This window comes from Undibacterium sp. TC4M20W (assembly GCF_049340245.1).
Lineage (GTDB): Bacteria > Pseudomonadota > Gammaproteobacteria > Burkholderiales > Burkholderiaceae_D > Undibacterium.
Genome location: NZ_JBMPPI010000001.1, coordinates 22335 through 36372 on the forward strand (window position 1 = coordinate 22335; position 14038 = coordinate 36372).

The following is a 14038-nucleotide window of genomic DNA, read 5'->3' on the forward strand; positions in this document are numbered from 1 at the left end:
ATTTATCGCCTTGCTATCCTGCTTTTGGGCAAACATAATTCATTACGTTACAACTGGCAAAGTTTTTGCTTTGAGGATTTCGTTTATACTTCTGGCATGAATGAACTGAATGCACCTTTAACTTTTAAACAACAAGCACCGACAGACCCGGCTGTCGCAGCGCAACGCGCCCTGAAACTGGCTCGCGAGACCCTGCAAATCGAGGCTGACGCCCTGCTTGCCCTGCAAAAACGCCTGGGCAATGGCGATGCTGCCGGATTCGCACAGGCAGTCAGCATGTTGTTGGCATGCCACGGTAGGGTCGTGGTTTCTGGCATAGGCAAGTCTGGTCATATTGCGCGCAAGATTGCGTCGACCTTTGCCTCCACCGGCACCCCATCGTTTTTTGTCCATCCGGCTGAGGCTGCCCATGGGGACCTGGGCATGGTGACACCGCAGGATGTGTTTATCGCCATCTCTTATTCTGGCGAAGCATCTGAGTTGATGTCTATCCTGCCTATCATCAAGCGTCTGGGTGTAAAACTGATTGCCATGACCGGCAACCCGGAATCCAGTCTGGGCAAACTGGCTGATATTCATTTGAACCTGCATGTAGACAAAGAAGCCTGCCCGCTGAACCTGGCACCAACGGCCAGCACCACGGTCACGCTGGCACTCGGTGATGCGCTGGCGGTGGCGGTGCTGGATGCACGCGGTTTTCGCGAAGAAGACTTTGCCCGCTCGCACCCTGGCGGATCACTCGGTCGCCGTCTGCTGACGCACGTCAGGGATGTCATGCGCACCAATGGAGACATCCCGCAGGTGGGGCCAGAAACCAGCCTGAAAACTGCGCTGCTGGAAATTACCAAAAAAGGCATGGCGATGACCGCCGTGGTGGATGAACATCAAACGGTATTGGGCATCTTCACCGATGGTGACTTGCGCCGTCTGATGGATGGCACGCGTGATTTCACCCAGTTGCGCATTGCCGATGTCATGAACCACGCTCCGCGCCGCATACGCCCGGAACAATTGGCTGTCGAAGCCGTCGAAGTCATGGAAACTTACCGCATCAACCAGTTGCTGGTCGCTGACGACAGCGGCAAGCTGGTGGGTGCCTTGCATATCCATGACCTGACCAGGGCCAAGGTGATCTGATGAATAATCCTGTAGATTCTGTAGAAAGAGCCAGCAAAGTCCGGCTCATGATTTTTGATGTCGATGGCATACTGACCGACGGCAGCCTGTACTTTGGGCCAGACGGCGAAATGATGAAATGCTTTAATGTGCTGGATGGCCAGGGTATCAAACTCTTGCAGCAGGCTGGCATTATCACGGCCATCATCAGCGCACGGCAATCGGCCATCGTCAGCAAGCGTGCTGCTGATCTTGGCATCAGCCATGTCAGCCAGGGTATCCATGACAAGAAGAGTGCATTTCTTGACCTGCTGGCGAAGCTGGATATCCCTGTGGAACACTGCGGCTTTATCGGTGACGACGTGATTGATTTACCGATACTGACCAGGGTTGGCTTTGCAGCCAGCGTACCGAATGCCCATGCTGAAGTACAACAACGTGTTCAGTACATCACCAGGGTCAGTGGCGGCCAGGGTGCTGCGCGCGAAGTCTGCGACTTCATCCTGCGTGCCCAGGGCAAATATGAACAGGCTTTACAAGCATATCTGACATGAAACCCCAAATGACCATAGACCGCTTCCGCATCTGGCTGGCCGTGATCCTGCTGGGCGTGATCACCATGGGCACGATCTGGGTCATGGAAGTCATACGCCGCCATGCCGATGATGAGCAAAACCGCACTTCCGCCAGATCAGCGCCTGATTACTATGTCGAGAAATTCAATTTCATCCGGCTGTCAAACAATGGCAAGGCCAATTACCATATCACTGGTGACAGCCTGGTGCATTTGCCACGGACCGACAATATAGAAATCAAGCATCCGCAGATCAACAGCTTTGACAAGGACAGGCCACCGCTGCACCTGCGTGCTGAACTCGCCGTTGTATCGCAAAAATCATCGCTGACCACGCCCAAGCGTGAGCATGACATGGTTCACCTGTATGACAATGTCAGCATGGAAAGGCCCGAGGGCCTGAGTTCACAATTCGTGCGTGTGGAGTCTGATTATCTTTTGCTCCTGCCGGATGACGATATCGTTAAAACCGACAAACCGGTTTCAATTACGACCGGCAAACTGCATTCAACTGCAACTGGCATGATTGCCAATAATTCAACCCAAGGCCTGGAATTGCTGAGCAAGGTTTACATTCAACTCAAGAAACGTGAACCAGCTCCCAAAACCGGGAATAAATAAGCAAGAAAGCGAATATGCACATGATCAAAACATCATTTAGCGTCACACGCTTGATCAGCCTGGCCTGCCTGGGCCTGGCCTGTGTTTCTGCAAATGCAGAAAAAGCCGACAGTAATAAAGAAACCATCATCAAAGCCGGTTATGGCATCAGTGATGGCAAAGCCAGCGTCAGCAGATTATCCAAGGGCGTGTCTCTGGTGCGCGGCACCCTGACCGTCACTTCTGAGAGTGCTGTCGTGACCGAAGCCCCGAATGGCGATCAGTTTGTTGTTCTGACAGGTGGCAGTGGCCGCAAAGTCACCTTCCGCCAGAAGCGCGATGGTGGCCCTGATCTGTGGGTAGATGGAGAAGCTGACCGTGCTGAATACAACCAGAGTACAGAAATCGTCAAATTCATTTCCAAGGCCAAGGTACGCTACCTCGAAGGCAAACGCGTCACCCAGGAACAGGAAGGTGAGTACCTGTCTTATGACAGCAAGAATGATGTTTTTGTTGGCACGAATTCGACCAGTGGCCAGCATGTAGATGGCTCAGGCAATATCACCATCACCTTGCAACCAAAACCAGAAAAACAGGCTAAATAAGATGACTGCACAGTCAAGCAGCACCTTGCTTGTCAAGGGCTTGCAAAAGCGCTATGGCGCGCGCCAGGTCGTGCGCGATGTCTCACTGCTATTGAAAAGCGGTGAGGTGGTGGGTTTGCTGGGGCCGAATGGCGCAGGCAAGACCACCTCGTTTTACATGATCGTTGGCCTGGTACCTTCAGATGCTGGAGATATCACGATTGATGACGTGAATATTTCGCAACTACCTATCCATGAACGTGCCGTACTGGGTTTGTCTTACCTGCCACAGGAAGCTTCGGTATTTCGCAAGCTGACAGTAGAAGACAATATCCGCGCCGTACTCGAATTGCAAAAAGACAGCGAAGGCAAATATCTCGGTGCCAAGAAAATTGAGCAAAGGCTCAATGCCCTGCTGGCAGATTTGCAGATAGAAAAAATACGTGAAAGCCAGGCCCTGTCACTGTCAGGCGGTGAACGCCGCCGCGTCGAAATTGCCCGCGCACTGGCGACCAACCCACGCTTTGTCTTGCTGGATGAGCCCTTTGCCGGTGTTGATCCTATCGCCGTCATCGAAATTCAACGCATTGTGCGCTTCCTCAAGGAACGCGGCATAGGCGTGCTGATTACCGATCATAATGTACGCGAAACCCTGGGCATCTGCGATCACGCCTATATCATCAACCAGGGCGCGGTACTTGCCAGCGGCAAGCCTGACGACATCATACAAAATGAATCTGTACGTCGCGTTTATCTCGGAGAACACTTCCGGATGTGACGGGAATCATCATGAAACAAAGCCTGCAACTACGTACCTCACAACATCTGGCCTTAACGCCGCAATTGCAGCAATCAATACGATTATTGCAGTTATCCACTTTGGAATTGCATCAGGAGCTGGAGACGCTGCTGACTGATAACCCCATGCTGGAACGTGTCGATGATCCCCTCGATCACGCCGTACGCCTGCTGGCTGACGGTGCCATCAATACCAGCAGTACTTCTGCAGATGCTGGCATGGAAGCACCGGCAGCAAGAGAAGACAGTGACAGGTCAGCAGAACCGGCTGCCGCTGATGCAGAAACCGTCATCAGCAATGACAGCACCACTTCCAGCGAAGAAGACTGGGGCTTTGATGATGTACAGCATGGCAGCAAATCTGGCGATGATGAAGATGGCCGCCCGCAGCTCGGTGCAGCCCATATCACCCTGCGTGAGCACTTGCAGGAACAGATGCGTCTTAACCTGCGCGAACCGCGTGACCGTGCCCTGGTCGAGTTGATGATCGATGCGATCGACAATAACGGTTACCTGACCGAAACATTAGATGAAATACATGCCAGTTTGCCACTGGAACTGTGCGTAGAACCAGAAGAGCTGGCGTTTGCGCTGAACATGTTGCAAAGCTTTGACCCGGCTGGTGTCGGTGCGCGCAGCCCGTCTGAATGTCTGGCCTTGCAAATCAGGCGTCTGCCAAAAGTTGCTTTCGTCACACGCAGGCTGGCATTGCAAATTGTTGAAACGCAACTGGCTTTATTTGCCCAAAGAGATTTCACCAAACTCAAGAAAATCTTCGATTGCGATGATGAAGATTTGCGCGATGCACAAACTATCATCCGCCTGTGCAAACCACGACCTGGCCTGGCCTTTGCTGCCGATGAATCGGACTATGTCGTACCCGATGTGATCGTCAGAAAATCCGGCAACGGCTGGCAAGTCATGTTGAATCAGGATGTCATGCCCAGGCTGCGGGTAAGCAGCATGTATGCCAACATCATGAAGCAAAACCGTGGCGAGGCTGGCATGGGCGCGCAATTGCAGGAAGCCCGCTGGCTGATCAAGAATATGCGGCAACGTTTTGAGACTATATTGCGCGTTGCACAAGCCATAGTCGAAAGGCAACGCAATTTTTTCACCCACGGTGCTGTTGCAATGCGCCCCCTTGTTTTGCGCGAAATTGCTGATACACTAGGATTACACGAGAGCACTATCTCGCGTGTAACAACCCAAAAATACATGTTGACCCCACATGGCATGTTTGAGTTGAAGTACTTTTTCGGCAGCCATGTCGCGACGGAAACAGGGGGTGAAGCATCTTCCACCGCGATACGTGCACTCATCAAGCAGTTGATAGGAGCAGAAGACCAGAAAAGCCCACTCTCTGATAGCAAAATTGCAGACATGCTGGGTGAACAGGGCATGGTAATTGCCCGACGGACAGTTGCCAAATACCGTGAAGCCCTCAAAATCCCCCCAGTCAGTTTGCGTAAATCTTTGTAAGCAGTCCTTGTAATCACGGTTTGAATTGCTATATATGATTTAGCTCAAGGCAAATAAATGCTGAGAGCGTATCGTTATAGCAAGCAACATCACTATAGGAGCACAGTATGAATCTCACCATCAGTGGACATCACGTCGAAGTAACTCCTGCAATTCGTGAATATGTACATACCAAACTAGAACGTATCAGGCGGCATTTCGACCAGGTCATTGATATCGCCGTCATCCTGACGGTGGACAAGCTCCGGGAAAAGGAAAAACGACACAAAGCCGACATCAATTTGCATATCAGCGGTAAAGATATTCACGTTGAAAGCCTGGCGCATGATCTGTATGCAGCAATCGATGCACTGGTAGATAAACTTGATCGCCAGGTCATCAAGCATAAAGATAAAATGCAAGACCATCAGCACGACGCCATCAAGCACATACCTGATCCGGCATCGGCTTCATAAGACCCCAGTCCTTACCTGAACAGGGTTACGGACATCCAAAACAAGGACGCTAAAAGGCGTCCTTTTTGTTGGGTTAATGGTTTTGAGGTTAACAATTTACATCAATCATTAACTGAATTGCCTTGCGACAATCCGTACACATGTTAACGTCATTCCAGCGTGCTTTTAGCTGGAATCCAGTGGCTTTCGTGGTATGCCGCAACGCTTGTTACATACCGCACCTTTATGAAAACGTTTGCCCTTCGTGGACACAAGCCGGGTCTCGGCCCGGCAGCCGAAATACTTTCTTTGCGTCGCCAAAGTAAGTATTCAAAGAAAGGCGACCCAGGCGTAGCCGCCCCTTCGGGGTACCCGTTTGTGCAGTACAAAAAATGGGAAGATCCGAAACTCGCTCCGCTCAGACAGCGGCTCTTCTTAATCCATTTTCTGTACTGCACAAACGGCGGCTACACATGGGAACTGCAGAAAATCAAAAACAACTGCAACCCCAAAGTCAAACCCGACAGCAACGGCAACGATCATGCCGCCCTTACTCTATTTCCTCATAAACATATACACCCCGTGACGCCCAAGCCCGACAAAGTTAAAATGGCAGCTTCATCCCTTACCTGCATAGTCAACCACCATGAGCGAATTTGTACTTACCTCCGTCAAGAACAATATAGGCTACATCACCCTAGACAGACCCAAAGCATTGAACTCGCTGTCACTCGATATGGTAAGAGCGCTGACGACGACCTTGCTGACCTGGCAGGATGATCAGAGTGTGCGCGCGGTGTTTATTCAAAGCAGCAGCAAAAAGGCATTTTGCGCGGGTGGAGATATTCGTTTTTTCTATGACGTGGGCACGGCCACACCCAAAGGTGATTCTGCCCTGCTGGAAGATTTTTTCACTGAAGAATATGCCTTAAATCATTTAATCCATTTCTACCCGAAACCCTATATCGCGCTGATGAATGGCGTGGTCATGGGCGGTGGCATGGGTATCGCGCAGGCAGGTGAAGATTGCCGTTTGCGCATCGTCACCGAGCGTACCAAGATGGCGATGCCGGAAGTGAATATCGGCCTGTTCCCTGACGTAGGCGGTGGTTATTTCCTGTCGCGCACTGAGGGGGAAATTGGTACTTACCTGGGACTGACTGGCGAAATCATCACCGCTGCCGACGCCATCTATGCAGGTCTGGCGGATGTCTATATACCTACTGCAGAAATACCTGCACTGATGAATTTGCTCATTGAAAGCACAGCCACAGACCTGCGCCTGGCGATACGCGATTTCGCTGCAGCTTTTGCAGACCAGGCGAAACCGGATACCAGCAAACTGGCAACTCAACATGCGGCCATCAATGACATCTTCGCGGGCAATAATGTTACTGCCATCTGTGAAAAACTACAGCAAAACAACAGCGAATTCGCTCAGCAAACACTGGCCACCATGCAAAAACGTTCGCCATTGCTGATGTCAGTCACGCTGGAACAACTACGCCGCAGCAAAGACATGACAGTGTCAGCCTGCCTGCGTATGGAAAGAAATATGGTACGCCATTGCTTCAAGCATGGTGAAGTGCTGGAAGGTGTGCGCGCCCTGGTGGTAGACAAAGACAATGCGCCACGCTGGTCACCTGCCACATTGGCTGAAGTGACAGCAGAACAAGTCACAGGATTCTTTGCAGAAGCCTGGCCTGCTCATGCGCATCCTTTGCGGTATTTAGAAGGGTAATTGCAAGAATGACCGATCAAAGCTTTGATCAATCGTAGCTCACGAAATTTGCACGAAGGTCGCGATGACGTTGTTTTTGATTTTCCGCAGTTCCCATGTGAAGCCGCCGTTTGTGCTGTACAGAAAATGGATTAAGAAGAGCCGCTGTCTGAGCGGAGCGAGTTTCGGATCTTCCCATTTTTTGTACTGCACAAACGGGACCCCCTTTAGGGGCGGCTACGCCTGGGTCGCCTTCTTTGGCTTACTTTTCTTGGCGAGACAAGAAAAGTGAGTAGCTGTCGGGCTACCCCCGACCGGCAATCATAAATTACATGTGCAGGTATTTAAAATCAGAAATGTAAAACAACAAAAATCTGAAATTAATATACTCAAAAGCATACAACGAACGCCGCTGGAGCGCCAGCCCGGTAGATTCCTGCCAAAAAGCACGCAGGAATGACGTCAATAAAATTGTGCTGGCATTGAAGACAACGCAGCTTGTATGTACCTTAATCCCTTAAATACATTGCGACAGAAAAATAAGAAATGGGGAGCTTGCTCCCCATTTCCATAATTGCATTTATAAAGGCCTTGAAACAGATTTAATGCTGCGCACCACCACCCAGATAAGCCGCCTTCACCGCCGGATCATTCTGCAAACTGGCCGCCGGACCATGTACCGATATCCGACCATTTTCCAGCACATAACCATAATCAGCCACGGCTAAAGCAGCCGCTGCAAACTGCTCCACCAGCAGCATGGTGGTGCCCTGCTCTTTCAGACGTACGATGATGCGAAAGACTTCATCGACCAATATCGGTGCCAGGCCCATGGAGGGTTCATCCAGCAAGACCACGTCAGGATTGAGCATGACTGCTCTCGCCATCGCCAGCATTTGCTGCTCACCGCCAGACAAGGTGCCAGCGAGCTGATTCTTGCGTTCTTTTAAACGCGGGAACAATTCCATGGCTTTTTGCAGATCGCTTTCTATGTCGCCACGCGGGCGGCTGCGGGTGAAACGCGGGAAGGCACCGAGCAAGAGATTGTCTGTCACCGACATGGTGGCAAACACACGCCGCCCTTCTGGTGAATGTGCGAGACCTGCCCTGGCGATCTTGTGTGAGTCGAGGCCAGTGACATCTTTACCGGCCAGTGTCACTGTACCTTCTTTGGGTTTCAACATGCCGGAGATAGCGCGCATGGTGGTGGTCTTGCCGGCGCCGTTGGAACCTATCAGTGTGACGACTTTACCCTTAGGCACTTCCATGGAAATACCATGCAAGACTTCAACCTTGCCATAGGCTGCATGCAGATTTGAAATAGTTAACATTGCATTCTCCTCAGGCTGGGGTAACTTCAGCGGCATCAGCTACGCTGCCACCGAGATAGGCTTCTATCACTTTGGGGTCGGCCTGCACTGCTGCGGGTTTGCCCTCTGCAATTTTCTGACCAAAATCTAGCACAGTCACGGTATCGCAAATCGACATGACCACATCCATATGGTGCTCAATGAGGATGATAGTGATGCCATGTTCACGAATCTTGCGGATGATGGCGATCAGGTCCTTGATGTCGGGCGCTGTCAAACCAGCAGCAGGTTCATCGAGCAACAGCAGTTGTGGATTGAGACCCAGTGCGCGGCCAATTTCGAGCAGGCGTTGTTTGCCGTAAGGCAGATTGCGCGCCTCTTCATTGGCCAGGTCAGCCAGACCGACGAATTGCAGGATGCTGGCTGCACGTTCTCTTGCCAGCCTTTCCTCACGCAGATAGCGCGGAGTATGCAGCATGGCATCGCCGACATTACTACGGAAGGTACTGTGCAAGCCCACCAGGATGTTTTCTGTTGCCGTCATCTCCCCAAACAATTGCACGTTCTGGAAAGTACGCGCCACGCCACCTAAAGCAATTGCAGATGGCGTGCTGCCTGAGATGACTTTACCACCAAACTCCACCACACCATCGGTAGGCTGGTAGATGCCGGTCAGCACATTCATCATGGTACTTTTACCGGAACCGTTAGGGCCGATCAAACCATGTACCGTGCCTTTGTTGATTTGCAGATCAACCTGGTTCAGCGCTTTCAAGCCACCGAATTGCATGAGAATTTTCCGGCCTGTCAGCAGCACACCAACGCGGGTATCGCTGGCGTTGACGATGGCGTTGCTGGCATTGGTCTCTGCGCTTTCTACATTGACGACCAGATGCTGCTGCCCCTTGCCCAGCAAGCTGTTGACGAAGCCGACGATGCCGTCTTGCAGGTAGTACACGACAAACAAGGTCATCAGACCAAAGATGGTCAGACGCCAGTCAGTGATGTTTTCCAGTTTGTAAGAGAACAAGGCCATGGCGACAGTCGCGCCCACAGGAACGATGAGTTCCCTGACGGTTTTGCGCTGCTTGGCGATGGCAGCACCACCGGCAATCACGGCAATGACTGCAGCGACGGTAGCAATCTTGCGGAACAGTTCTATATCAGCCAGCAGCGATGGCAACATCACGACAATCAAAGCACCCAGCAATGAACCAGTACGGGTCTTGCGCCCGCCCATGATGACTGCCAGCAGGAACATGATGGTCAGTTCAAAATTGTAGGTATTCGGTGAAATATATTCCTCCGAATAGGCATACAGGCTGCCTGCCAGACCAGCCAGTGCCGCACTGATGACAAAGGCGATGACTTTGTATTTGTAAACTGACACGCCCATGCAGTCAGACGCGATCGGGCTGTCACGCAAGGCCTGAAAAGCACGGCCATAGTGAGAGCGTAAAACACGGTGCACCACGACCAGCGCCAGCACCAGCATGATGGCAACCAGATAAAAGAAACCAACTTCACCGAGTTTTTGCCCAAAGATCACAGGCTTGGTGAGTTTGATACCCATTGGCCCTTCGGTCAGGAAACTCATTTCATTGATGAGAATCTGGATGATGGTACCAAAGGCCAGTGTCACCATGGCCAGGTAAGGCCCGGTCACACGCAGTGCAGGCAGGGCCAGCAAGGCACCAAATACGGCCGTGACGGCGATACTGCAGGGGATGGCGACAAACACCGACATGCCGAGCTTGAACACCAGCACGCCCGTTGTATACGAGCCTATGCCAAACAAACCGGCGTGACCGAGTGACACCTGACCCGTGTAACCAACCACGATATCCAGGCCAAACAGCAGGATGGCGTAGATCAGTATGGTCTCTGCCAGATGCAGGTAATAAGGGTTATGCATTATTATGGGTGTCAGCGCCAGTGCGCCTATACCCAGGACGGAAAGAGCGAGAGTCTGCTTATTCATACTTGTGCCTCACACTTTCTTGATGGCGGCTTTGCCAAACAAACCGGCAGGTTTGACGGCCAGCACCAGTAACAACAGGACCAGGCCCGGTACCTCTTTGTAGCCTGTGGAGATGTAGAAGCCGGTCAGTGTTTCAGCAATGCCCAGAATCAGGCCGCCGACGATGGCGCCTACGCCAGAAGTCAGACCACCAATAATCGCCACGGCAAAGGCTTTTAAACCCAGTGCCGATCCCATCGTGGCGCCAGTCAAAGTCAGTGGTGCCACCAGTACGCCTGCGAAGGCTGCAGTGGCGGAAGACAGCGCATATGAGAAAGTGATAACCATGCTGGTATTGATACCCATGAGGCCAGCCGCATCCCTGTCATTCGATGTGGCGACAACGGCTTTGCCGTAAATGGATTTGCGGTTGAAGAATTCCACCGCCAGCATCATCGCCAGCGCGCCGATAACGACCACAACCTGCATGGCCTGCACGTTGGCGCCAAACACCTGAAAAGGTGCAGCAGACAAGGGGGACGGGAAAGTCAGATCATCCTTGCCCCAGATATTTTCTGCGACGTTTTTAAAGATGATGGCAAGTGCGATGGTGGACATGATCCAGCCAAATTCTGATTTGATCTTGATGGCCGGGCGCACGCCTATCCATTCAACGACCATGCCTTGCAGGCCGCCGAAGATCAGGACTATCGGTATCATCAGCCAATAATTCATATACGGGCCGCCATGCACATTGCCGACCACGCTGAGACCGACCAGGGCGCCCAGCATCAGGGCTTCACCCTGGCCAAAGTTCAAGGTGCCTGAAGTCGCAAATGTGAGCTGATAGCCAAATGCGATGACAGCATAAATCATCCCCAGGGCTATGCCGCTGAAGACGAGCTGAAGTAAAATTTCCATGTTGTTCACCCAAGGAGTGCAGCCTGCCAGGACCATCCACCCGATGTTGGATCGCCTTGAAGCTGTCTGTCTGAATAACAGCCCAGCCATCTTGCGCAATACGGCGTGCAGGTGACCGGGCTGAGGGCTAATCCAGGCGCTGAGGCAGCGCCCTGTCTTTATTTACCCTGGACGATGTGGCCGCCTTTGGCTTCGCCCATGACAGGCATGCCAGGCTTGATGGCTTCATGATCGTCATGCGAATAAGGCTTGTTGTAGGTGGTGATCACGCCTTCCACTTTTTCGCTCAGGTTTTCCAGCGCTTCGCGTACTTTGACGCCGTCTGTACCACCAGCTTGCTTGATGGCTGCAGCCAGCAGGTAGATGGAGTCATATCCCTGCGCGGCAGAGACGGCGGAAGGCATACGGTCAACCTTGTAAGCCTTTTGATAGGCTTCGATAAAAGCTTTGCGTTTTGGTGTGTTTGGATCCTGGATGAAGGTTTGTGGCATGGTTGCGCCATCACCGTTTTTGCCAGCGTTGTCGAGGAAATTACCCATGGACAAAGTCCAGCTGCCGATGATAGGTACTTTCCAGCCCAGTTTTTCCATACCGTTGGCGATTTGTGCCAGTTCTGGGCCGATGCCATAAGTCAGCACGGCTTGTGCGCCGCCCTGCTTGGCTTTCAACAACTGGGCTGTCATATCGACATCCTTGATATTGAATTTTTCTACAGCGACTGGCTTGATGCCTTTGACACCCAGGGTTTTTTCCAGATCTTCACGACCCAGTTGACCATAGTTGGTTGAGTCAGCCAGGATGGCGACCTTGGTGAATTTGTTCTTGACCACAGCTTCATCCACGATCATCGCAGACTGGATGACGTCATTTGCTGCCGTACGGAAGATGTAGTTATCTTTGTGTTCAGGACCAACGAACTGCTTGGTGATCACGCTGCCTGTCGCCACATTGTTGATGACGGGGATTTTGGCTTCCTGATAAAACCGCTGGGATGCCAGTGCCACGCCGGTATTGATATAACCGACGGTAGCAACCACTTTTTCTTTGTTGATGAGCTCTTGCGCGACCTGCACACCGCGTTCATTTTTGGCTTCGTCATCACGTTCTACCAGTTGCAACTGTCTGCCCAACACGCCGCCTTTGGCATTGATCTCACTGACGGCGAGTTTGACGCCATCACGCATGGATACGCCCATAGGGGCTGAACCACCGGTGAAAGGGCCGGCAACACCGATTTTGATAGGGTCTGCTGCATTGCTTGCAGCAGCCAGACCCATAACAATAGACGCGACTAGGGCTTTAACTTTGTATGACATGTTTGTCTCCTGATTTTTTATGTAAGTACTTCAAAAATGAATTTATGAATTACCACGATAAATTAACAGGAAATCGAAAAAATCTCAGGCTCCATTCTACTTAAGTAAAACTACGCAAAAATGCGGGGCGAAGAATAATGCGGGACGCTCGGAGGGGGCAAAGCCTTATGCAGCAAGGCTTTAGCCAGGGAATTGTGTGCCAGATGCAGCAAAATGGTGCAGAAGTTTGTTACAGAAAGAAACTCTTTCAAGCTTTCGATGAAAGATTTTCATGTCACTGGCATTAAAAAATTTATTGATGAGAATGGAGTGCTGCAAAAAAGCCGCAAAATTTTCATCAGAAAAGAATACCGTACGCATCAGGCACCCGGTTTCAGGTGCGCGGACAAGACAGTTTTGCTGCCCTGTCGTGCTGCATTTATAGGAAGCTGAAGCTTATTTCAACAGGCTGAATACTTTGCTGATGGCCTTGCTACCAGCGCCCAACGGGTCCTGGCGTATGGACTTTTCTTCTTCGGCGATCATGAGGAACAGGGCGTCCATGGCTTTTTGGGTGACATAGCCTTCTACTGTTGCCTCTTGTTTGGCGACTGCGCCAAATTTTTGTGCCTGGCCCATGACGGCATTGTATTTTGCCGACAAGCCTGCCTTGTCAGTCACGCCTTTGACCATGGGCAGAAATTTTTCGCTTAAGGGTGCAGAAGTTTTTTCCCTGAAGAAATCTGTGACTGAAGTTTCACCGCCAGTCAGGATATTTTTGGCATCCGTCAGGCTCATGGATTTGACCGCATTCACGAGCAAAGGTTTGGCCATGGGCACGGCAGATTCTGCGGCGCGGTTCATGGAGACAACCAGTTCATCAAGCTGCTGGCCCTTGCCTGTCATTTGCAGGATAGGGCGGGCTTTTTCGAGGATGGATGGCAGTTGTATCTTGACCTTGTCATTATTCAGGAAGCCACCATCGACGCCAAGCTTGCTGACTGCAGCGGATGAGCCTTTATCCAGTGCGGCTTTCAGGCCTGTGCTGGCATCCTGGTTGCTCAGGTCAGCGAACGACATGGCGTTTGCTGCTGTGGTGGCGATAACAAAGCTGCTGGCAAGCAGCAGGCGGGTAAATACTGTTGACATGGATGGCACGGTTTCCTCCTGGTAAAGACTTGGTATTCTATACAAAGTACAGTCTATATCCAGAGTTTGAAAGTACAAATTATGTAAAGACAAAA

General features: G+C 51.5%; 13 protein-coding genes. 8 read left to right on the forward strand and 5 right to left on the reverse strand.

What is annotated here, in order from left to right:
* The first annotated feature begins 96 nt into the window (after window positions 1-96).
* The 8 genes from ACO0LL_RS00100 to ACO0LL_RS00135 all read left to right on the forward strand — a co-directional run bounded on the left by ACO0LL_RS00100 (window position 97) and on the right by ACO0LL_RS00135 (window position 7329).
* Entirely contained in the window at window positions 97-1137 is a 1041-nt protein-coding gene (locus ACO0LL_RS00100) for a KpsF/GutQ family sugar-phosphate isomerase (RefSeq protein WP_422948891.1), read from the forward strand.
* Window positions 1137-1670, forward strand: coding sequence for a KdsC family phosphatase (locus ACO0LL_RS00105; protein ID WP_422948892.1), 534 nt, complete (start codon window positions 1137-1139; stop codon window positions 1668-1670). Before ACO0LL_RS00100 ends, ACO0LL_RS00105 begins: the two co-directional genes overlap by 1 nt.
* Window positions 1667-2311 carry an LPS export ABC transporter periplasmic protein LptC gene (gene lptC / locus ACO0LL_RS00110; protein ID WP_422948893.1) on the forward strand — a complete coding sequence of 215 codons (645 nt, stop codon included), beginning with the start codon at window positions 1667-1669 and terminating at the stop codon, window positions 2309-2311. The genes ACO0LL_RS00105 and lptC overlap by 4 nt, the downstream gene beginning before the upstream one ends.
* 20 nt (window positions 2312-2331) lie before the next feature.
* A complete protein-coding gene (locus tag ACO0LL_RS00115) occupies window positions 2332-2895 on the forward strand; it encodes an LptA/OstA family protein (RefSeq protein WP_162057449.1) in 564 nt (187 codons plus the stop codon).
* A gap of 1 nt (window position 2896) precedes the next feature.
* Entirely contained in the window at window positions 2897-3652 is a 756-nt protein-coding gene (gene lptB / locus ACO0LL_RS00120; RefSeq protein ID WP_162039597.1) for an LPS export ABC transporter ATP-binding protein, read from the forward strand.
* Window positions 3653-3663: 11 nt separating this feature from the next.
* The gene (locus ACO0LL_RS00125) at window positions 3664-5154 is read left to right on the forward strand and encodes an RNA polymerase factor sigma-54 (protein WP_422948894.1); all 1491 of its coding nucleotides are present in this window, start codon (window positions 3664-3666) and stop codon (window positions 5152-5154) included.
* Between the two features lie 107 nt (window positions 5155-5261).
* On the forward strand, window positions 5262-5609 hold the full coding sequence (gene hpf, locus ACO0LL_RS00130) for a ribosome hibernation-promoting factor, HPF/YfiA family (protein WP_422948895.1): 348 nt from the start codon (window positions 5262-5264) through the stop codon (window positions 5607-5609).
* A gap of 625 nt (window positions 5610-6234) precedes the next feature.
* Window positions 6235-7329: an enoyl-CoA hydratase/isomerase family protein gene (locus ACO0LL_RS00135; RefSeq protein ID WP_422948896.1), complete on the forward strand. Its 1095-nt coding sequence runs from the start codon at window positions 6235-6237 to the stop codon at window positions 7327-7329.
* Between the two features lie 581 nt (window positions 7330-7910).
* Here the strand turns inward: ACO0LL_RS00135 and ACO0LL_RS00140 are convergent.
* The 5 genes from ACO0LL_RS00140 to ACO0LL_RS00160 all read right to left on the reverse strand — a co-directional run bounded on the left by ACO0LL_RS00140 (window position 7911) and on the right by ACO0LL_RS00160 (window position 13943).
* Complete coding sequence (locus ACO0LL_RS00140) at window positions 7911-8639, reverse strand: ABC transporter ATP-binding protein (RefSeq protein WP_162039592.1); 729 nt, start codon at window positions 8637-8639, stop codon at window positions 7911-7913.
* A gap of 10 nt (window positions 8640-8649) precedes the next feature.
* Window positions 8650-10599, reverse strand: coding sequence for an ABC transporter permease subunit (locus ACO0LL_RS00145; protein WP_422948897.1), 1950 nt, complete (start codon window positions 10597-10599; stop codon window positions 8650-8652).
* A gap of 9 nt (window positions 10600-10608) precedes the next feature.
* The gene (locus ACO0LL_RS00150) at window positions 10609-11499 is read right to left on the reverse strand and encodes a branched-chain amino acid ABC transporter permease (protein ID WP_110256242.1); all 891 of its coding nucleotides are present in this window, start codon (window positions 11497-11499) and stop codon (window positions 10609-10611) included.
* A 158-nt stretch (window positions 11500-11657) separates the two neighbouring features.
* Window positions 11658-12815, reverse strand: coding sequence for an ABC transporter substrate-binding protein (locus ACO0LL_RS00155; protein ID WP_422948898.1), 1158 nt, complete (start codon window positions 12813-12815; stop codon window positions 11658-11660).
* 435 nt (window positions 12816-13250) lie between these two features.
* Window positions 13251-13943: a DUF4197 domain-containing protein gene (locus ACO0LL_RS00160; protein ID WP_422949317.1), complete on the reverse strand. Its 693-nt coding sequence runs from the start codon at window positions 13941-13943 to the stop codon at window positions 13251-13253.
* Window positions 13944-14038 lie beyond the last annotated feature (95 nt).